Annotated in this window: 18 protein-coding genes and 1 pseudogene; 12 read left to right on the top strand and 7 right to left on the bottom strand. The window is 66.4% G+C overall.

What is annotated here, in order from left to right; genetic code table 11:
• The first annotated feature begins 40 nt into the window (after window positions 1-40).
• Window positions 41-1,015, top strand: coding sequence for a carbohydrate kinase family protein (locus ACWW36_RS26240; RefSeq protein WP_456138856.1), 975 nt, complete (start codon window positions 41-43; stop codon window positions 1,013-1,015).
• Here the strand turns inward: ACWW36_RS26240 and asnB are convergent.
• The gene (gene asnB, locus ACWW36_RS26235) at window positions 1,012-2,943 is read right to left on the bottom strand and encodes an asparagine synthase (glutamine-hydrolyzing) (protein ID WP_456138855.1); all 1,932 of its coding nucleotides are present in this window, start codon (window positions 2,941-2,943) and stop codon (window positions 1,012-1,014) included. The genes ACWW36_RS26240 and asnB overlap by 4 nt on opposite strands.
• Window positions 2,944-3,049: 106 nt before the next feature.
• Between asnB and ctaC the strand changes: the two genes are divergently transcribed.
• The 5 genes from ctaC to ACWW36_RS26210 all read left to right on the top strand — a co-directional run bounded on the left by ctaC (window position 3,050) and on the right by ACWW36_RS26210 (window position 7,222).
• Window positions 3,050-4,078, top strand: a complete 1,029-nt coding sequence (gene ctaC, locus ACWW36_RS26230; RefSeq protein WP_456138854.1) for an aa3-type cytochrome oxidase subunit II — start codon at window positions 3,050-3,052, stop codon at window positions 4,076-4,078.
• 9 nt (window positions 4,079-4,087) lie between these two features.
• Window positions 4,088-4,507, top strand: coding sequence for a cytochrome c oxidase subunit 4 (locus tag ACWW36_RS26225; RefSeq protein ID WP_456138853.1), 420 nt, complete (start codon window positions 4,088-4,090; stop codon window positions 4,505-4,507).
• Between the two features lie 147 nt (window positions 4,508-4,654).
• The gene (locus tag ACWW36_RS26220; RefSeq protein ID WP_456138852.1) at window positions 4,655-5,476 is read left to right on the top strand and encodes an MmpS family transport accessory protein; all 822 of its coding nucleotides are present in this window, start codon (window positions 4,655-4,657) and stop codon (window positions 5,474-5,476) included.
• On the top strand, window positions 5,476-6,177 hold the full coding sequence (locus ACWW36_RS26215; protein ID WP_456138851.1) for a DUF2561 family protein: 702 nt from the start codon (window positions 5,476-5,478) through the stop codon (window positions 6,175-6,177). Before ACWW36_RS26220 ends, ACWW36_RS26215 begins: the two co-directional genes overlap by 1 nt.
• A gap of 376 nt (window positions 6,178-6,553) precedes the next feature.
• Window positions 6,554-7,222, top strand: coding sequence for an SDR family NAD(P)-dependent oxidoreductase (locus tag ACWW36_RS26210; protein ID WP_456138850.1), 669 nt, complete (start codon window positions 6,554-6,556; stop codon window positions 7,220-7,222).
• Here the strand turns inward: ACWW36_RS26210 and qcrB are convergent.
• The 4 genes from qcrB to ctaE are packed head-to-tail and all read right to left on the bottom strand — an operon-like array spanning window position 7,219 to window position 11,553.
• The gene (qcrB, locus tag ACWW36_RS26205; RefSeq protein WP_456138849.1) at window positions 7,219-8,907 is read right to left on the bottom strand and encodes a cytochrome bc1 complex cytochrome b subunit; all 1,689 of its coding nucleotides are present in this window, start codon (window positions 8,905-8,907) and stop codon (window positions 7,219-7,221) included. The two genes, ACWW36_RS26210 and qcrB, sit on opposite strands and share 4 nt — an antisense overlap.
• Window positions 8,904-10,115, bottom strand: a complete 1,212-nt coding sequence (gene qcrA / locus ACWW36_RS26200; RefSeq protein ID WP_456138848.1) for a cytochrome bc1 complex Rieske iron-sulfur subunit — start codon at window positions 10,113-10,115, stop codon at window positions 8,904-8,906. The genes qcrB and qcrA overlap by 4 nt, the downstream gene beginning before the upstream one ends.
• Window positions 10,112-10,945 carry a cytochrome bc1 complex diheme cytochrome c subunit gene (qcrC, locus tag ACWW36_RS26195; RefSeq protein ID WP_456138847.1) on the bottom strand — a complete coding sequence of 278 codons (834 nt, stop codon included), beginning with the start codon at window positions 10,943-10,945 and terminating at the stop codon, window positions 10,112-10,114. The genes qcrA and qcrC overlap by 4 nt, the downstream gene beginning before the upstream one ends.
• Window positions 10,942-11,553 carry an aa3-type cytochrome oxidase subunit III gene (gene ctaE, locus ACWW36_RS26190; RefSeq protein ID WP_456138846.1) on the bottom strand — a complete coding sequence of 204 codons (612 nt, stop codon included), beginning with the start codon at window positions 11,551-11,553 and terminating at the stop codon, window positions 10,942-10,944. The genes qcrC and ctaE overlap by 4 nt, the downstream gene beginning before the upstream one ends.
• Window positions 11,554-11,603: 50 nt before the next feature.
• Between ctaE and trpD the strand changes: the two genes are divergently transcribed.
• Entirely contained in the window at window positions 11,604-12,680 is a 1,077-nt protein-coding gene (gene trpD / locus ACWW36_RS26185) for an anthranilate phosphoribosyltransferase (RefSeq protein WP_456142632.1), read from the top strand.
• Here trpD and ACWW36_RS26180 read toward each other — a convergent pair.
• Window positions 12,618-14,396, bottom strand: a pseudogene (locus tag ACWW36_RS26180) (DEDD exonuclease domain-containing protein); the annotation flags it as partial. The gene trpD and the pseudogene ACWW36_RS26180 sit on opposite strands and share 63 nt — an antisense overlap.
• A 132-nt stretch (window positions 14,397-14,528) precedes the next feature.
• On the opposite strand from ACWW36_RS26180, the gene ACWW36_RS26175 reads away from it, so the two are divergent.
• The 4 genes from ACWW36_RS26175 to ACWW36_RS26160 all read left to right on the top strand — a co-directional run bounded on the left by ACWW36_RS26175 (window position 14,529) and on the right by ACWW36_RS26160 (window position 17,973).
• Window positions 14,529-14,753, top strand: coding sequence for a hypothetical protein (locus tag ACWW36_RS26175; RefSeq protein WP_456138845.1), 225 nt, complete (start codon window positions 14,529-14,531; stop codon window positions 14,751-14,753).
• Window positions 14,754-14,910: 157 nt separating this feature from the next.
• Window positions 14,911-16,041 carry a peptidoglycan hydrolase RipC gene (ripC, locus tag ACWW36_RS26170; protein WP_456138844.1) on the top strand — a complete coding sequence of 377 codons (1,131 nt, stop codon included), beginning with the start codon at window positions 14,911-14,913 and terminating at the stop codon, window positions 16,039-16,041.
• Window positions 16,010-16,840, top strand: a complete 831-nt coding sequence (locus ACWW36_RS26165; RefSeq protein ID WP_456138843.1) for a peptidase — start codon at window positions 16,010-16,012, stop codon at window positions 16,838-16,840. Before ripC ends, ACWW36_RS26165 begins: the two co-directional genes overlap by 32 nt.
• Window positions 16,837-17,973, top strand: coding sequence for a glycosyltransferase family 4 protein (locus ACWW36_RS26160; protein WP_456138842.1), 1,137 nt, complete (start codon window positions 16,837-16,839; stop codon window positions 17,971-17,973). The genes ACWW36_RS26165 and ACWW36_RS26160 overlap by 4 nt, the downstream gene beginning before the upstream one ends.
• Before the next feature lie 3 nt (window positions 17,974-17,976).
• On the opposite strand, the gene ACWW36_RS26155 is transcribed toward ACWW36_RS26160, so the two are convergent.
• Entirely contained in the window at window positions 17,977-19,773 is a 1,797-nt protein-coding gene (locus ACWW36_RS26155) for an AMP-dependent synthetase/ligase (protein ID WP_456138841.1), read from the bottom strand.
• Window positions 19,774-19,864: 91 nt separating this feature from the next.
• On the opposite strand from ACWW36_RS26155, the gene ACWW36_RS26150 reads away from it, so the two are divergent.
• The gene (locus ACWW36_RS26150; RefSeq protein ID WP_456138840.1) at window positions 19,865-20,254 is read left to right on the top strand and encodes a polyketide cyclase / dehydrase and lipid transport; all 390 of its coding nucleotides are present in this window, start codon (window positions 19,865-19,867) and stop codon (window positions 20,252-20,254) included.
• Window positions 20,255-20,274 lie beyond the last annotated feature (20 nt).

Below are 20,274 nucleotides of genomic sequence, written 5' to 3'. Positions count from 1 at the left end.
AGGTTATCTAGGCGACTTAACAAACGAAGGGTGACGTTTCGTGACCATTGCGGTGACGGGATCCATTGCGACCGACCATCTCATGCGCTTTCCCGGTCGGTTCTCCGAGCAGCTTTTGGCCGATCACCTGCAAAAGGTGTCACTGAGCTTTTTGGTCGACGATCTGGTGGTCCACCGCGGTGGCGTCGCCGGCAACATGGCGTTCGCGATCGGTGTGCTCGGCGGTGACGTGGCACTGGTCGGCGCCGCTGGCAAGGACTTCGACGACTATCGGCAGTGGCTGACATCGCACGGAGTGAACTGCGACAACGTCCTGATCTCCGACTCGGCGTACACCGCGCGCTTCGTCTGCACGACCGATGAGGCCATGGCCCAGATCGCCTCCTTCTACCCGGGGGCGATGTCCGAGGCCCGCAACATCAAGCTCGCCGACGTCGTATCACGAACGGGCACAACCGATCTCGTGATAGTCGGGGCTAACGATCCCGACGCGATGTTCCTGCACACCGAGGAGTGCCGCAAGCTGGGGTTGGCCTTTGCCGCCGATCCGAGTCAGCAGCTGGCCCGGTTGTCAGGCGATCAGATCCGCCAGTTGATCGACGGCGCGGCCTATCTGTTCACCAACGACTACGAATGGGATCTTCTGCTGCAGAAATCCGGGTGGTCCGAGGCCGAGGTGATGGGCCAGATCCAGATGCGCATCACGACATTGGGGGAGAAGGGCGTCGACATCGTCGGCCGCGACGGCACTTTCGTCCACGTCGATGTGGTGCCCGAAACGCACAAGGACGATCCCACCGGCATCGGCGACGCGTTCCGCGCAGGCTTTTTGACCGGCCGCAGCGCCGGGTTGAGCCTCGAGCGGTCGGCCCAGCTCGCGTCGATGGTCGCCACGCTGGTGCTGGAAGCGCCCGGCCCGCAGGAGTGGACGTGGGACAAGGATGCCGCGGTGAAGCGACTGGGTGACGCCTATGGAGCGGATGCGGCTAAGGAAATCGCCGCAGCCCTCGCCTAGAGCTGGACCGGGTACGTCGGCTCGCTGATCTGCGGCGTCACGCTGTGCTCGACGAAGATCGCGTGCCACAGCATGAAGATCAGCACCGTCCACAGCCTGCGGCTGTGATCGCTTGCGCCGCTGCGATGTTCGTCGAGCATCGTCCGCACCGCCGCGATGTCGACCAGCTCGCCCGCCTGTGAGGTGCCGACCATCCCGTAGGCCCAGTCCAGCAGTTCGCCCGCCCGCAACCAGTGCCGGATCGGCACCGGGAAGCCCAGCTTCGGTCGGTTCAGCACATGCGCTGGCACTATCGGTTCCAGCGCGCGGCGCAAGGCGAATTTCGTTGTGGCCCTTGTGATCTTCTGCTCCAGCGGCAGACGCGACGCCACCGCGAACACCTCGGGGTCCAGAAACGGCACCCGCAGCTCCAGTGAGTTGGCCATCGTCATCTTGTCGGCCTTGACCAGTATGTCGCCGCGCAGCCACGTGAACAGGTCGATGTGCTGCATGCGCGCCACCGGATCCCAGCCGTCGGATGCGGCGTACACCGGCGCGGTCACGTCGGTGTGCGTCCACTCGTCGCGGAACCCCGGCAGCACCGCCCGCAACTGCTCATCGGAGAAGCTGCGGGCATTGCCGTAGTAGCGCTCTTCGAGCGTCAACGACCCGCGGTGCAGCAGGCTCTTGCCTCGCATGCCGTCCGGCAGCGGCTTGGATGCCCGGCCGAGCGAACGTCGCACCGGACGCGGAAGGTAGTCAAAAGCCTTGAGAGACAAAGGCTCTCGATAGATCGTGTAGCCGCCGAAGAGTTCGTCGGCGCCCTCGCCGCTCAATACGACCTTGACGTGCTTGCGGGCTTCGCGCGCGATGAAGAACAGCGGGACCAGCGCCGGGTCGGCGACGGGTTCGTCGAGATACCAAACGATTTCGGGTAGGGCGGCGACGAATTCGGCCTGACTGACCACCTTGGTGACATGCCTGGCGCCGATCGCCTCGGCAGAGGCGACCGCGACGTCGACCTCGGAGAACCCCTCGCGTTCGAATCCCGTGGTGAAGGTGATCAGCCGGGGATTGTGGCGCATCGCCAGTGCGGCGATCGCGGTGGAGTCGATGCCGCCGGACAGGAAGGCGCCGACCGTGACGTCGGCGCGCATGTGCTTGGCGACGGAATCCTCGAGCACCGCGGTGATCTCGTCGTAGCGGGTCTGCTCCTTACCGTTCACGAAAGGCTGGGCCGCGAAGCGCGGCGTGAAGTAGCGGGTCACCTCGGGTGGCTTGCCCGGCCTCACTCGGGCGTAACTGCCCGACTCGAGCCGGCGAATGCCGCGGTGCAGCGTCTCCGGCTCGGGCACGTACTGCAGCACCGTGTAGTGCTGCACCGCACGGTCGTCGATGCCGAGATCGATGCCAATCGTCTCCGCGAGGTCCAGCAGGCACTTCTTCTCGCTGCCGACTGCCGTGCCGCCGGTCCCGGTCGCCATGAACAGCGGTTTGATGCCGAACGGGTCGCGGGCGCAGAACAACTCATGCTCGACGGTGTCCCACAGCGCGAACGCGAACATGCCGCGCAGCCGGGTCAGCGCGTCGGTGCCCCAGTGGTGGTAGGCGGCGATGATCGCCTCGCCGTCGCCGTCGGTGTGGAACACCGCACCGAAATCGGAGCGCAGTGCTTCACGTAATTCCAGGTAGTTGTAGATCTCGCCGTTGAACACCAGCACGTAGCGGTCGGGCGACTCGGGTGGCCCCCATCGCAATGGCTGGTGGCTGTGCGCGATGTCGATGATCGACAGCCGGTTGAAGCCAAGGACGACACGGTCGTCGGACCACGTGCCCGGCTCGTCGGGACCGCGGTGGCGCATGAGATGCGACGCCCCCGAAACGGCATCGACCAGTGATGAAGAGACGTCAGCGGACGGGTCGGTAAGCAGGGCCAGCAGTCCGCACACCGCGCCAGTATGCCTAATCGAAGAGGTGTGTCGAGAGAGGCATCCGGGCGTGGTCTACGCTGCGTAGTATTCGCCTAGTTTCACCGACTTCTAGGGAGGCTCCAACGTGACACCTCGCGGATTCCGGGTGGTTGCGTTGTCAGTCATTCTGGGCGGCGCAGCTGTGCTGCTCAGCGGGTGTAGCTGGTCTGAGGCGATCGGCCTCGGCTGGCCGGAAGGCATCACACCAGAGGCGCACGTGAACCGTGAGCTGTGGATCGGCTCGCTGATCGCCGCACTCGTGGTCGGCGTCATCGTGTGGGGCCTGATCTTCTGGAGTTCCGCGTTTCACCGGCACAAGAAGACCGACACCGAGCTGCCGCGCCAGTTCGGCTACAACATGCCGCTGGAGCTGGTGCTCACCGTCACACCGTTCCTGATCATTTCGGTGCTCTTCTACTTCACCGTGGTGGTGCAGGAGAAGATGCTGCACAAGGACCCCAATCCCGAGGTCGTCATCGACGTGACCGCCTTCCAGTGGAACTGGAAGTTCGGCTACCAGAAGGTCAACTTCACCGACGGCACGTTGACCTACGACGGCGTCGACAACGCGCGCAAAGCCGCGATGGAGTCCAAGCCCGAAGGCGTCGACAAGCACGGTGAGGAGCTTGTCGGCGCAGTGCGCGGCCTCAACCCGGAGGACCGCCGGTACCTCAACTTCGACAAGGTCGAGACGCTGGGCTCCTCCACCGAGATCCCGGTGCTCGTCTTGCCCGCGGGTAAGCGCATCGAGTTCCAGATCGCCTCTGCCGATGTCATCCACGCGTTCTGGGTGCCGGAGTTCTTGTTCAAGCGCGACGTCATGCCCGACCCCGAGGCCAACCACTCCGACAACGTCTTTCAGATCAGCGAGATCAGCAAGACCGGCGCGTTCGTCGGCCGCTGCGCGGAGATGTGCGGCACGTATCACTCGATGATGAACTTCGAAGTTCGCGTGGTGGAGCCCAACGACTTCAAGGCCTACCTGCAGGAGCGCAACGCCGGCAAGACGAACGCCGAAGCGCTGCAGGCCATCAACCAGCCGCCCACAGCGATCACGACCCATCCGTTCGACACCCGCCGCGGCGAAGGTTCGAACCTCCAGGCGACCAAATAGGAAACGCGCATGCACATCGAAGCGAGGCTGTTCGAGTTCCTGACCGCGTTCTTCGTGCTGTCGGCGGTGGTCTACGGCGTGCTGACCGCGATGTTCGCCAACGGCGGCGTGGAGTGGGCCGGCGTGACAGCCCTGGTGATGACGTCGGGCCTGACGTTGATCACCGGAACGTTCTTCCGGTTCGTGGCCCGTCGCCTCGATACCCGCCCAGAGGACTACGAGGACGCCGAGATCAGCGACGGCGCCGGTGAGCTGGGGTTCTACAGCCCGCACAGCTGGTGGCCGGTCGCGATCGCGCTGTCCGCGTCGGTGACCGCGGTCGGGGTCGCCCTGTGGCTTCCGTGGCTGATCGTCGCCGGGGTGTGCTTCGTTTTGTCGACGGCCGCCGGCCTGGTGTTCGAGTACTACACCGGCCCCGAGAAGCACTAGGTCACAATCGGGACAACAGTTCGCCCGCAACCCGCGGTGTGAGATCCGCTCACTCGTTCGCTTTGGGTAGTGTTGCCGAGGCACGGTCGAGCGGCTTATGGCCCAACATGCCGGCGCCAGTGAAGTAGTGGAGAAGGACAGGCGTAAATGAGTGGGCCGAATCCCCCAGGGCCGGATTCTGAGGACCAGCCGGCGGCACCGGAGACCGGCGAGACCGAGATCTACTCGCAGGCGTACTCCGCACCCGAGTCCGAACAATTCACCAGCGGCCCGTACGTGCCTGCCGAGGCAGGGCTCTACGACTACGACAACTACGACCCGGCGACCGAGTTGGTTGACCAGGAGACGCCCCCCCGATGGCCATGGATCGTGGGCGTGGCCGCGATCATCGCCGCCGTCGCGTTGGTGGTGTCGGTGTCGGTGTTGGTGACCCGCACCGATACCGACAACCTCGCCAACCCGGGCACGACGACTACCACCGCGCCGCCGGTGCAAGACGAGATCACCACGACCACTCCGCCACCGCCCCCTCCACCACCGCCTACGTCGGAGCCACCGCCACCGCCGCCGGAGACCGTGACGGTCACGCAGGAGCCTCCGCCGCCACCGCCCGCCCCGAGCACCGAGGCGCCACCGCCGCCACCACCGGCGCCGGAGTCGACCACGCCTCCGCCACCACCGACCACGACCCGGTCAGGCCCGCGGCAGGTGACCTATTCGGTGACCGGCACCAAGGCGCCCGGTGACATCATCACCGTCACCTACATCGACGCGTCGGGCCGCAGCCGCACCCAGCGCAACGTCTACATCCCGTGGTCGCTGACGGTCACGCCGATCTCGCAATCGGAGGTCGGCTCCGTACAGGCGTCCAGCTTGTTCTTGGTCAGCAGGCTCAACTGCTCGATCACGACCAGCGACGGAACGGTTCTATCGTCCAACACCAACAACGCCGCGCAGACCAGCTGCTGATGCCTTACGACACGGATACGGCGGGCCGTTCACGGTTCGGCTCCGCCTTGGACACCGGCGAACTCGACCGTATCGATCGCATCCTCCTTGCCGCGTGTGCGGCGATCTGGCTCGCCGCGTTGGGCGCCGGCGTGGCCGCCACCGTCGCCCTTGTCGACCTGGGCAGCGGACACCCGCAGTCGTCAACCGATTCCGACACGCCGTGGCTGCTGTACACGGTCATCGGCATCTCGGCCGCCGTCATCATCGGTGCGGTGCCGCTGCTGTTGCGGGCGCGCCGCGCTGCGCTCGAGGATTCGCCTCCGCCGACTCGCGCGCCGCTGCGCAACACCGGAGGCCAGCCGGGGCCGCCGGTCCGTGGCGTCGAGGCGCCCACGGAGAAACTGCGGGCTCTCGGCACCGCCGACCCCGTGGGCACGCGGCCTGGCCACCCGTCGTCGCGAGAGCCGATCAGGGCCACGCCGTCCCCGCTGATGACGGCCGTCGACCAGCTCTGGCTGCGCTGCGCCGTGATTATCGCGTGTGCCATGGGTGTCGCGACGATTGCCATCGGTGTCGCGACGTACCTGATGGCCGTCGACAGCAACACCGCATCGTGGGTGCTCTACGGTCTGGCGGCGCTCATCACTGTCGCGATGCCCGCCGTGCCGTGGTACTTCCTGCGCCAGCTGCGCGACCTCGTGGAAGGGTCAGCGGCCTAGCGATCTGCTCGGCAGCGATCGCGGGAGCCCGAACCAGTCGAGCACGCCGCTCTCGAAACGGGTCATGGCGCAGATTCGTTCGCCGCTCAGCGTGAGGACAATGAGGCCGACCCCTCGCGGACATCGGTAGGGGCGGCGCACAGATAGGCCCCGAAGGAGGGCTGGTCGTTGGCCCGTGTGGGTACGAGGTCGAACCTGCGTCCCGCGCGGAAGAGGTTGGCGCAGAAGGCCGTTACGACGTCTCGGCCCTCGTACTCGTAGGGCATCGGCGGCATCGAGATGAAGGCGTCGTCGGTCAGGAGGGTCTTCAGCGCATCGATATCGGCCGACTCGCGAGGGCGCCACGACGTTCTTGACCGGCCGCAACCCGGCGCCTGTGGAAGATATTGCCGCCGAGGTGGTTTCCGCAGGCGGTTTCGCCGAGGCGGCGGCCGTCGACGCTCTCGACGAGTCAGCTGTCGACGCCCATCTGCAGTCCGTGATCGATCAGGCCGGCCGCATCGATACCTCGTTCAACGCAGTGGGCATCCACAACACGGAGATTCTGGGCGTCTCACTGGTCGAGCTTGATCTCGCGAAGTTCGTTCTCGCGATCGCCAGCCACACGACGTCCTACTTCCTGACCGCACGCCTTGCCGCCAGGCGGATGATTCCAAATAAATCGGGGGTGATCATGACCGTCACGACACTGCACGCGCGGACCGGCATCCCGTTCGTGGGTGGCTACGGCCCGGCGATGGCGGCCAAGGAGGCAATCACTCGAGATCTTTCGGCCGAGCTTGCGCCTCAGGGTATTCGCGTAGTTGGTCTACGGCCACAGGCCGTGCCGGAAGCGCACAAGATCACGGAAGCCTTCGAGGCCCGCGCCAAAGCCTCGGGCATGACACGTGAACAGCTGATGGAGTTCCTGGCAAGCAAGACCCACCCACGACGGCTGATGACGCTGGAGGAGACGGCCAACGTGGCGGTATTCATGGCATCCGACAAGGCGAGCGGGTTGACGGGAACCACCGTCAACCTCAACATGGGCAGCCTGGACGACTAGTGGTGCCCGTTCGTCTGTCCGTTGCCCGAGCCGTTGCGGTCCTGGTGCTCGCGTAATGCGGTGAGCGCCTTGCGTTCTGAGGTATGCGCGGCTTCGCTGAGCGCCTCGTTTTCCGAGACCGGGTCGGCGGTCAGGAAGCTGCCCGAACCCGGTGCCCCTGCGGAGCCGAGCTTGTTCATCCGCTTGGGCACCGCGGCACCTTGGTACTCCAACGGGATGGGATGCCCGTGCTCGTCGACCGGGCCCAGTGGCTGGTGCAGTTCGATGTAGGCGCCGTGGGGCAGGCGCTTGATGATGCCGGTCTCGATGCCGTGTTCGAGCACGGCGCGGTCGCTGCGCTGCAGGCCGACACACCAGCGGTAGGTGATGTAGTAGACGATCGCGGGCAGCACCACCATGCCGATGCGCCCGATCCACGTGGTGGCGTTGAGCGAGATGTGGAACTTCAAGGCGATGATGTCGTTCATCGCCGCCAGCGTCAGCACCATGTAGAACGCGATCGCCATCGCACCAATGGCCGTGCGCACCGGCACATCTCGCGGCCGCTGCAACAGGTTGTGGTGTGCGTTGTCGCCCGTCAGCTTCTTCTCGATCCACGGGTAGATGATCAACAGCACGAACACCAGACCCATGCCCACCGCCACGCCGACCACAGCGGGAATGGTGTGGCCGAACGGGTAGAACTCCCATGCCGGCCAGATACGGGCCAAGCCCTCGGTCCACATCATGTAGAAGTCAGGCTGACTGCCCGCCGAGACTTGCGACGGCTTGTAGGGGCCCAGTTGCCAGATCGGGTTGATCTGCAGCAGCCCGCCCATGATGCCCAGGATGCCGGTGACCATCGCAAAGAACGCGCCGGACTTGACGGCGAACACCGGCATCACGCGCACGCCAACGACATTCGTCTCGGTGCGGCCCGGGCCGGGGAACTGCGTGTGCTTCTGGAACCACACCAGCGCAAGGTGAATCCCGATGAGCGCCAGGATGATTCCGGGGATCAGCAGGATGTGCAGTGCATACATCCTGGGCAGCAGGACACCGTCTGCCGAACACTGGTATCCGACGCCACCGCACGGGAAGTCACCGCCGAACAACGCCCAGTGCAACCACGTGCCGATCACCGGCATGCCCAGCGTGATCGACGACAACGCCGCCCGCAGCCCGATGCCCGACAGCAGGTCGTCGGGCAGCGAGTAACCGAAGTAGCCCTCGAACATCGACAGGATCAGCAGCAGCGAGCCGATGACCCAGTTGGCTTCACGCGGCCGGCGGAACGCGCCGGTGAAGAAGATGCGGGCCAGGTGCACCATGATCGCCGCGGAGAACATCAGTGCCGCCCAGTGGTGCACCTGGCGGACGAAGAGCCCGCCGCGCACCTCGAAGCTGATGTCCAGTGCGGACGCGAAAGCCTTGGACATCTCGACCCCGCGCAGCGGCTGATACACGCCGTCGTAGGTGACCTCGGCCATCGACGGGTCGAAGAACAGCGTCAGGTACACACCGGTGAGCAGCAGCACGATGAAGCTGTACAACGCGATCTCGCCAAGCAGGAACGACCAGTGGGTGGGGAACACCTTGTTCAGCTGGCGGCGCACCGCCGCTGACGGGTGATACCGCGAATCGATGTCGTCGCCCTGTTTGGCGGCGATCTCCGCGATGTTCGGCTTTGGCAGTGTTGGACTCATGAGCGCCGCTCCCAGAATGCCGGTCCGACGGGTTCGATGAAGTCGCCGTTGGCGACCAGGTACCCGTCTTTGTCAATAGTGATGGGCAGCTGCGCCAACGCGCGCGCAGCCGGACCGAATATGGGCTTTGCGAAGTGCAACGCGTCGAACTGCGACTGGTGGCACGGGCAAAGGATGCGATAGCTCTGCTGCTCGTAAAGCGAAGAGGGGCAACCCAAATGCGAGCACACCTTGGTGAATGCGAACAGCTCGCCGAAGTTGAAGCTCTCCTGGCCCTTGCGCTTGACGACCTTGGGCATGTCGGCCGGCTTGATGCGGATGAGCATCACCGGGTTGCGTACGCCCATCGAAATCTCGGACAGTCTTTCGTGCGACTCGACGGTGGTGCCGTCGCCGTCGGATTCCCGCCACGGGAACACCGTCTCCATGCCGCCCGCGTCGATGTCCTCCGGACGCATCTTGACGAACGGTGACTCACCGGGCTTGCCGGTGGCGCGAGCCAGGTAGATGGTCTCGCCCGCGAACCGCGGGGTCCACCCCGACGTCCACAGCACGGCCTTCTTGCCGTCTGCCGTCTGAACCACAGGTTTCCACGGGTTCTTGATCAGGCCGCCGACGAATGCGATCAGCGTGCCCACCCCGAACGCGCCGAGGCCGATCCCGAGCGACAGGCCAATGAGCTTGCGGCGCTTGAGCGTTGACCCTTCCAGGGCATCGCTGAGGTTCGCCACGACCGTCTTGCGGTGAATCTCGGGGGAGCGGCCGTCGTGGCGCTGCTGAATCGAGATTTCCTCGGGGATGAACTTCTTCTGGTAAAGCACCGCGCCGATGCCGATCGCCAGAATCGACAGGCCGAACAACAGCCCGTACAGCGGGGTGGCCAGCGTGTACCAGAACTCGCCGGGCGAACCGTACGGCCGGTACTCCCACGGCCAGAACAAGAACACCACAAGCAGAGCCAGGCCCGAAAGTCCGCCCAGCAGAAGCCAATAGGCCACGGTTCGTTCCGCGCGCTTCTCGGCCTTGGTGTCGGGCACCGGCCAGCGGGTCTCCTTGAAGATGGTCTCGACACCGTCGAGTTCGCCACCCAGTTCGACCAGTTCTTCACGCGACATGGTGGCCAGTTCGGCGTCACTCGGCTGCCCGGGAACGCCCTTCTGGCCGGGGGTGTCGGTTCCCTTGACGTCGTCCGCGTTATCTGAAGTCATGCCCTTGCACCGATCCACAGCGCCGCACCGATGACGGCGACCATCCCGATGATCCACATCGCCATGCCCTCCGGCGCGGGGCCGAATCCGCCGAGGCCGTAGCCGCCGGGGTTGGGCGTCTCCGTCGCTTGACGGACGTAGGCGACGATGTCTTTCTTCTCGTCCGGGCTCAGCTGCCGATCGGAGAACTTCGGCATGTTCTGGGGCCCGGTCAGCATTGCGGTGAAGATCTGCGCGGGTTCGGCCTGCTCCAGTTCAGGGGCGTACTTGCCGGACGACAGCGCGCCTCCCTTACCGGTGAAGTTGTGGCACGACGCGCAGTTCAGCCGGAACAGGTCACCACCGCGAGCCACATCCCCGCCGATCAGACCCTGCTGCTCGATGTGGCCGTTGGCGTCGCGCGGCACGGTCGGGCCGCCGCCGTTGGCCTGCACGTAGGCCCCCAGCGCGTCGATCTGCGACTCGTCGAAGATCGGGTCCTTTCGCGGAGCCTGAGCCTCGCCGCGCATCGCCGGCATCCGCCCGGTCGACACCTGGAAGTAGACGGCGGCCTCGCCGACCCCGATCAGGCTGGGTCCGCGGTCGGGGACACCCTGCAGGTTGGCGCCGTGGCACGTCACACACGACGTCTCGAACAGCTGCTTGCCGGTGCGCAGCAGCGCCGACTGCGACTCGTCGGCGACCGCCACTTGCGGCGTAGGGGTGAGGGTGGCCGCGAGGCCACCGGCGACGGCCAGTCCGGTCAGCAGCAGCAGCGCTGCCGACAAGCGCCGACGCAGCCGACGGCGAGACTTGTCGGTCATCGAACCCTTTCTCATCGAGCCGATCATCGGACGAAGTAGATCGTGGCGAACAGGGCAATCCACACGATGTCGACGAAGTGCCAGTAGTACGAGACGACGATCGCCGCGGTGGCCTGCGCCGGGGTGAACTTGCTCATCGTGGTGCGGGCGAGCAGGAAGATGAAGGCGATCAGGCCGCCGATGACGTGCAGGCCGTGGAAGCCGGTGGCGAGGTAGAACACCGACCCGTAGGCGCTGCCCGGGATGGTCGTGCCGTGGGAGACGAGGTGGTAGTACTCGTAGGCCTGGCCGCCGACGAAGAACGCGCCCATCAGGAACGTCACGAAGTACCACCGTCGAAGGCCGAACACGTCGCCGCGCTCGGCGGCGAAAACGCCCATCTGGCACGTGAACGACGACGCGATCAGCACCAGCGTCACCGGCACGGCCTGGTACAGGTTCAGCTCGGTCGGATGCGGGGGCCAATCACCAGCGGCCTGGGCCCGCGCCGTGAAGTACATCGCGAACAATCCAGCAAAGAACATCAGCTCACTGGAAAGCCACACTATGGTGCCAACACTGACCATGTTGGGTCGGTTCAGCGAATGTACTCGCGACGTGATTGCGGTTCCCGAGGTCCCTACAGCGCTCGTCACACCATGAAGTATGACGCTTTGTAGTTGTCCAACTCCACCCGGGTCGAGCAATTGGCGATAATCAGGCCGTGAATTCCGATGACTCCCTGACGTGGCCGACGATCCTCGGCCGGTTGACCACCGGGCAGGCGCTGGCGCACGGACAGGCGGCGTGGGCGATGGACCAGATCATGACCGGCACCGCGACGCCCGCGCAGATCGCGGGGTTCGCCGTGTCGATGAAGATGAAGCGCCCGACGTCCGGCGAGGTCACCGAGCTGGCCGACACGATGCTGCGGCATGCGCGCCGGGTGCCCACCGACCAGATCGGCAACGACACCGTCGACGTGGTGGGGACCGGCGGCGACGGCGCCAACACCGTGAACCTGTCGACCATGGCGGCGATCGTGGTGGCCGCGGCGGGTGTGCCCGTGATCAAGCACGGCAACCGCGCCGCGTCGTCGCTGTCGGGCGGCGCAGACACACTCGAAGCTCTCGGCGTTCGCATCGACCTGGGGCCTGACGATGTCGCCCGCAGCGTCGCCGAAGTCGGCATCGGCTTTGCGTTCGCCCCGCAGTTCCACCCGTCATACCGGCACGCCTCCGTCGTGCGCAGGGAGATCGGTGTCCCAACGGTCTTCAATCTGCTTGGGCCACTGACGAATCCGGCCGCACCGCGCGCCGGGCTGATCGGCTGTGCGTGGGCTGAGCTGGCCGAGGTGATGGCCGGTGTGTTCGCGAGCCGGCGGTCCAGCGTGCTCGTCGTCCACGGCGACGACGGACTCGACGAGCTGACGACCACCACGACGAGCACGATCTGGCGGGTGCAGGCGGGGACCGTGGAGCGGCTGACGTTCGACCCTGCGGCCTTCGGCTTCAAGCGAGCCGATATCGCGGAGCTTGTCGGTGGTGACGCGGAATCCAATGCGGCAGAGGTGCGTTCGGTGCTCGGCGGGTCGAAGGGTGCCGTGCGTGATGCGGTCGTGCTCAACGCGGCAGGCGCGATGGTGGCCCACGCGGGGCTAGCCAGCGACGCCAAATGGGTGCCGGCCTGGGAGTCGGGTCTGCAACGGGCCGCCGACGCGATCGACTCCGGGGCGGCCGAACAACTTCTCGCGCGTTGGGTGCGGTTCACGCAAAAGGTCTAATTCGGCGTCGAGGGTCTGCTCGGCGGCCAGCCGCGCGGACCGCGCCGATGCTGCCCACGACGCCCACCGCCCCGCCGATCCCACCGGCGACGCGTAGCCGGGCTCGGCCCGCACGATGCGTACGCCGGCTTGGGTGAGCCAGCGCGCGATGAGCGCGGTTTCCTCGACGAGTGCGCCGCCCAGCGGCGCGTCGATCGGCAGAATCGCTTGTGCCCCAGCGCAAATGGCGTCGATGACCGGCATCGGCGGAACACCGCGGGGGGCGGTGCCCGCGGCCGCGAGCTGACCGTGCCGGATCACCGCGAGATGCCAACCGCCGCTGCCGTCGGGGCGGGCGGCCACGAGTTCGGTGACGGCGCTCAGCGCTCGTAGCCGTTGGCCGCGCCACAGCACGTCGATCGCCGTGGCGGCGTGATCTCGCAACCGGGCCGCGGTCTCGTAGCGGTTGCGGTCGGCGAGGTCGGTGATGTCGGCCAGCACCGCGGCCAGCGGCCTGCTGTCGCTGCCGTCCATCAACTCGACGGCGCGGCACGGAGCGGGGGCGTAGTCCGCGGCCGTGATGTTCTGCGGCGCGGGACAAGGCGAAAGTTCACGTTCGGGGCAGATGTGCGCTGCCGAACGGCTCAGCCGCCCGGTGCAGGTCCGCACGCCGGTGAACCGGGCCATCAGCGCTGCGGTTTCGGCGGCGTCGGCGCGGGATCGGAAGGGACCGACGGCCGTTTGGTGTTTGGGAGTGCGCACTATCGAGAACCGCGGGAACGCGTCGTCGGTCAGCACGACCCACCACCATCGGTGCGGAGACTTCGACCGCCGGTTGTAGGGCGGGGCGTGTGCAGCGAGCAGACGCAGTTCGCGGACGCCGGCCTCGAGGTCGTGCGCGCATTCGACATGGTCGACCGCGGTTGCCAGCGTCGCCATCTCCTTGATGCGGGTGCGGGGGTCCGCGCCGTTGAAGTACTGGCTGACGCGCCGGCGCAGATCGACTGCGGTGCCGACGTAGAGAACTTCGCCGGCCGGCCCCCGGAACAGGTACACGCCCGGGCTGTGCGGGAGCGCATCGGCGAGATGCCGCTTGCGGCGTTGCGCCGGTGTCACGTCCGGCAGATACGAACGCAGATCGGTGTACGTCCGTATGCCCTGGTTACCGACCCGCTCGATCAGCCCGTGCAATACGTCGACGGTGGCGCGGGCGTCGTCGAGAGCACGGTGGGTCGGCGTGGTGGAGGCGCCGAACAGCCGGGCAAGTGCGGCCAGCCGCACACTGGGCGCTTCGTCGCGGGTGAGCACCCGGCGTGCGAGGCGCACCGTGCACAGCACCGGCGGTCGCGGCCAGGCGATCTGAGCGCGTTCGGCGGCCGCGCGCAGAAACCCGATGTCGAAGCCTGCGTTGTGCGCGACGAGGACCGCGCCGCGGGCGAACTCCAAGAAGGCCGGCAGCACGGATTCGATCCGCGGCGCGTCGCACACCATCGCCGTCGTGATTCCGGTGAGCGAGACGATCTGCGGGGGGATGCTGCGGCCCGGATCGACGAGTGTGGCCAACTCACCCAGCACCGCGCCGCCGCGCACCTTCACGGCGCCGATCTCGGTGATCGCGTCATGGTTCTCGCCGCTGGCGCGGCCTCCTGTGGTCTCCAGGTCCACCACGACGAACGTCGTCTCGCGCAGGGAAACATCGGCCAGCGGATCAACGTCCGCGAAGCTCAGCTGCCCCATGCGCCGAAGGTAGGCACGCGCACCGACAGATGCCGGTTGCCACGCGGGTCATGCAAGCGCTCGTCGCCGGCCCGAACTTGTCGGTGCCTCTCGATAGCTTGCTGACAACACCGATCGAGAGGACGCCAAATCATGGGCACGGTGAAGATCGATTGTGACGACTGCGCGGTTCGCGGTCCCGGATGTTCCGACTGCGTCGTGAGTGTGCTGCTCGGCGTTCCAGACACGTTGCTCGACGACGAACGACGTGCGCTGGAAGTCCTCGCTGACGTAGGGTTGGCTCCGCGATTACGGTTGGTTCCGATTCACCGCGACGACAATTCGATTGGTCGGCGCGGCGGTTCGGGAGTTGCCTAGGGCGACACGCGTTTTGACGTAGCCGTTGATAACGATCTCTGAGGCGGCTGTTAAATTTGCGTCCTCTGTTGGACAAGGCCGATGCCGTTTCGTAACCTATCTGAGACCTAAGAGCAGTTCGACGCGGCTTCGTCACGGCAGTTGAAGGGCGCAAATTTTGAGCTTCGACCGCACGCACCGGATCACCCGTCGTTTTCGACGACCCGTTGTAGGCGCGATAGCTGGATTGATGGTCCTCGGAGGCGTTGTCGCCGGACATGTGCAGGCCGACCCTGCAGATGATGCTCTGGCAAAGCTCAACGAATTGTCTAGGCAGGCCGAACAGACGACCGAGGCGATGCATTCGGCCGAGCTGAATTTGAACCAGAAGCTGGCCGCGCAGCGTGCGGCGGAGACAAAGCATGCCACCGACGTCGCCGCCGTCGAATCGGCCAAATCCCAATTGGCAACTTTCCAAACGTCAGTCGACAAATTAGCTGCCGCACAGTACATGGGTGGTCGCACCGACGGGCTGGACGCGATTCTGACCGCGAGCTCGCCGCAGGGTCTGATCGACCAACTCTCGGTGCAGCGCGTGATGGCCGCCGAAATGTCGGCGCAGATGAAGAGCTACCGCGACGTCGGTCGGCAGGCGGCGTTGGCGGAGGAAGCATCGGCCAAATCGGCTGGCGAGGCCAAGACCGCCGCCGAGCAGGCCGCCGCGGTACGGGCCGATCTGCAATCCAAGCAAAGCAAGCTGCAGGTGCAGATCGCGGTGGTCAAGTCGCAGTACACGGCCCTGACGCCCAGCCAGCGTGAAGCCCTGGCAGCCATGCCGCCGATCCCCGCTCCACCCGCACCAGAGGCGGCACCACCTGATCCCGCTATTTTGGCCGCCCCGCCGGAGGGCATCCCACCAGGCGACGTGGCCCCTCCGGAGGCCGCGATTCCCGGTGGCGGCGCGCCGGAAGCCGCGACCGTGATCCAGGCCGCGCTGAGCCGGATCGGTTCTCCTTATTCATGGGGCGCATCGGGGCCTAACGCATTCGACTGCTCGGGTCTGGTCATGTGGTCGTTCCAGCAGGCCGGTATCTCGCTGCCGCATTCCAGCCAGGCACTCGCCCAGGGCGGTCAGCCGGTGTCGATGGACCAGATGCAACCGGGCGACCTCGTCACCTACTACTCCGACGCGTCGCATGTGGGCATCTACATCGGCGACGGGATGATGGTGCACGCGTCGACCTACGGCACGCCGGTGCGAGTAGCCCCGGTGGACAATGCGCCGATCCACAACGTCCGCCGGTACTAAGCGCCGCTCGCTGCTGGGCCTGCTGATCGTCGAGCTGATGTTCGGCGCCGTCCTGCTGGCCCGGCCTCCCGTGGCCACACCGCCGAGTCCCTCTTTCGCCGCACCGCCGTCATTGACGACGTCCACAGCGGCATCCACCACGGAGACGCTGAGCGACGGCCGCACCGTGCGCCTCGTCGGTCTCGGTGGGCCTGACACGGCACCGCTGCTCGCCCGCATCGCCGCGGAGATCGACGGTGCCGCGCAGGCCGTCACCGCATTCTGGGGACCCGACTGGCCGCGGGCAGTCCTGATTGTCGCCGCCGGATCGGACGCGCAGTTTCGGCAGTTGGCGGGAGGTACCGCAGACGTCGCCGCCACGACGACAGGCGAGCGAGTCATGTTCGCGCCCGGCGCCGTGGCGATGAGCGATGTGGCGTTGCGAATTGTGGTGCGGCACGAGCTTTTCCATTACGCGGCCCGCGCCGAGACCGCCGCCGACGCGCCGAGCTGGCTCACCGAGGGCGTTGCGGATTACGTCGGCAGGCCACCTGCGCCGCGACCCGCGAATGCGGCCGAGCTGGCGGTGATTCCCACCGACGGCGACTTGGGCACCGCCGGGCCCGGCCGCTCCCTCGCGTACGACCGGGCCTGGTGGTTCGCCCGCTTCGTGGCCGATACATACGGCACCGGCGCGCTGCGGGCACTGTATTTGAGGGCGTGCGGACGCGGTCATCCCGACGCCGCCACGGCGGTGCGCGACACCCTTGGCGCCGACCTGCCAACGGTGCTGATCCGCTGGCGCGACTGGCTGGAATGAGCCGAGTCCTCCTGGTTACCAACGACTTTCCGCCGCGTCGCGGCGGCATCCAGTCGTACCTGGAGGAACTTGTCACCCACTTGGTCGCCGAGGGCACCCATACGCTGAGCGTGTACGCGCCGAAGTGGAAGGGTGCCGAAGACTTTGATGATCAGGCCGCGGCTTCCGGTTATTCCGTCACCCGTCATCCGGGCACGCTGATGCTGCCCGTGCCGTCGGTTGCCGACAGGATGAAACGGCTCATCGAGCAGAACGACATCGACACGGTGTGGTTCGGCGCGGCTGCACCACTGGCGCTGATGGCGCCGCTGGCGCGAGACGCAGGAGCGAGCCGAGTGATCGCCAGCACCCACGGCCACGAAGTCGGGTGGTCGATGCTGCCATTGGCGCGAACAGCCTTGCGCCGCATCGGAACTGGCACAGATGTGGTGACCTATGTCAGCCAATACACCCGCGGCCGCTTTGCTTCTGCCTTCGGCGCCGACGCCGCGCTCGAACACCTGCCACCCGGCGTCGACACCGACCGGTTCACGCCCGACGAGGTGGCACGCGCCGAGTTGCGGAGCCGCTACCGGTTGGGCACGCGGCCCGTCGTGGTCTGCGTGTCGCGGCTGGTACCGCGCAAGGGCCAGGACATGTTGATCCGGGCCATGCCGGCGATCCGCCAGCGTGTGCCGGGCACCGCGCTCGTCATCGTCGGCGGCGGCCCGTACCGGAGTTCATTGCGCCGGCTTGCACACAGTTTCGGCGTGGCCGAGCATGTGGTGTTCACCGACGGGGTGCCCGGCGACGAACTGCCCGCGCACCATGCGATGGCCGACGTGTTCGCGATGCCGTGCCGCACCCGCGGCGCCGGCCTGGACGTCGAGGGCCTCGGCATCGTCTACCTGGAGGCGTCCGCGACCGGGGTGCCGGTCGTCGCAGGCCGGTCCGGGGGTGCGCCGGAAACCGTGCGTGACGGCGAGACCGGTGTGGTGGTCGACGGCTGGGACGTCGGCGCCATCGCGGCGTCGATCAGCGACCTGCTCGCCGACCCCGACCGCGCGGCACGCATGGGCGCGGCGGGCCGGCGCTGGGCGGTCGACAACTGGCAGTGGCACACGCAGGCCGAACGCCTGGCGGAACTGCTGTAAGACCTACGCGTAAAGCTGTTCGATCTCGGCGGCGAACTTGTCGGCGACCACCTTGCGTTTGACCTTCAGCGTCGGTGTCAGCTCACCGGTGAGCACCGTGAAATCCACTGGCAGGATGCGGAATTTGCGAATCGCCTCGGCCTTCGACACGGCCTGGTTGGCGTTCTTGACCGCCAAGTCGATCTCGGACACCAGATCGGGATCTGCTGCGAGGTCCTCCACGGATGCCGTCGCGTTCTTGGCGTGGTGCTGCTTCCACACCTCGAAGGCCTCCGGATCGATCGCGATCAGCGCTGCGATGAACGGTTTCGCGTCGCCGACCGCCATGGCCTGGCTGATCAGCGGATGCGCCCGCAGCTGATCCTCGAGCACCGCAGGCGCAACGTTCTTGCCGCCGGCGGTGACGATGATCTCCTTCTTGCGCCCCACGATCGACAGGAAACCGTCGTCGTCGATGCGGCCGAGGTCCCCGGTGTGGAACCAGCCCCCGACGATCGCCTCCGCAGTGGCCTTCTCGTTGCGCCAGTAGCCGCCGAACACGACGCCGCCGCGCACCAGCAGTTCGCCGTCGTTGGCGACCGCCATACTGTTGCCGGGCAGCAGCTTGCCAACCGTGCCGATCTTCAATTCGCCGATTCTGTTCGCGGTGATCGCGGCGCTCGTCTCCGTCAGGCCGTAGCCCTCGTAGATGGTGAGCCCGATACCGCGATAGAAGTGGCCCAGCCGCTCGCCAAGCGGCGCGCCGCCGGAGATGGAAGCCCGGCAGTCGCCGCCGGTGGCGGCGCGCAGCTTGCCGTAGACCAGGCGGTCGAACAGCGCGTGCTTGGCGCGCAGCAGCAGGCCCGCGCCGCCGGCGTCCTGGGCCTTGCTCCAGTCGATCGCGGTCTGGGCGGCCATCGCGAAGATCGCGCCCTTGCCGCTGTCCTGCGCGTTCAATTCGGCTGTGTTGTAGACCTTTTCGAACACCCTTGGCACGGAAACGATGACCGTCGGCTTGAACTCGCCGAACATCGCGACAAGGTTCTTGATGTCGCTGGTGTAGCCGATGGTGACACCGTTCGCGAATGCGGTCATGGACAGTGCCCGCGCAAGCACGTGCGCCAGCGGCAGGAACACCAGCAACCGCTCACCCTTTCGGAGCAGGCTGGGGAAGGAGACCGCCGCGCCACGCGTCTCGCACAGCAGGTTGGCATGCGTGAGCTGGCACCCCTTCGGCCGGCCGGTCGTGCCGGATGTGTAGATCAGCGTTGCTGCATCGGCGGACTTGATGGCGGCGAGCCGCTCATCGAGCTGCTTGGGATCGACCGATGTTCCGGCCTCAGAGAGCACGTCCAGCGCCGAGGGCGCCGCCGACTCGATGACCTCGACCTGACGCAGGGCAGGCAGCTCGTCGAGCAGCTCCTTGACCATCAACGCGTGCGCTTCGATCTCGACAAACGCCAGCACCGCACCGGAGTCCTCCAGCACCCAGCGCACCTGCTCGGGCGAGGACGTCTCGTATATCGGGACGGTGACCGCTCCGACCGCCAGGATCGCGTAGTCCAGGATCACCCATTCGTAGCGGGTAGCCGACAGGATGCCGACCCGATCACCCGCGTCGACACCCAGGGCGATCAAACCCAATGCCGCCGAACGGATCTGGCCGGCGGCCTCTTTGCATGTGACGTCGGTCCACGCGCCGTCGACAAGTCGCTGGAAGATCACATGGTCGGGGTTTTCGCGTTCGTGCGAAAACACAGAGGACACGATGTTGTCGTGCTCATCGACGGCAAATGATGCGGGAACGCTGTACTCGCGCACGATTCTGGCCTCTCGACTAGCGGCTTTGCCGGTTGTCAGCCTAGTCGGCCGCCGATCGCGCGGTCGCGCGCATGTGTGAAGCTTGTATGTCATGAACAGCATCCAGATCGCGGACGAGACCTTCGTCGCCGCCGACCCCGTCGAGGTCGGCCGGGCGGTCGCAGATCCCGCGAGCTGGCGGCGGTGGTGGCCCGACCTGCGGTTGACCGTCGTCGAGGATCGGGGGGACAAAGGACACCGGTGGACCGTCAGCGGTGCGTTGACCGGAACGATGGAGATCTGGCTGGAACCGGTCCTGGACGGGGTCATACTCCATTACTTCCTGCACGCCGAACCGTCTGGTGTCGCGGCCTGGCAGCTGGCCAAGATGAACCTGGCCACCATGAACCATCGCCGCCGGGTCGCCGGTAAGAAGATGTCGTTCGAAGTGAAGCGCCGGCTCGAGGCGTCGCGCCCCGTCGGCGTATCGCGCCTGGCCTGATACTTCGGCCGGAGCATTCA

This window comes from Mycobacterium sp. MMS18-G62 (assembly GCF_053877835.1).
This window is presented reverse-complemented; position numbering and strand designations above follow the sequence as displayed.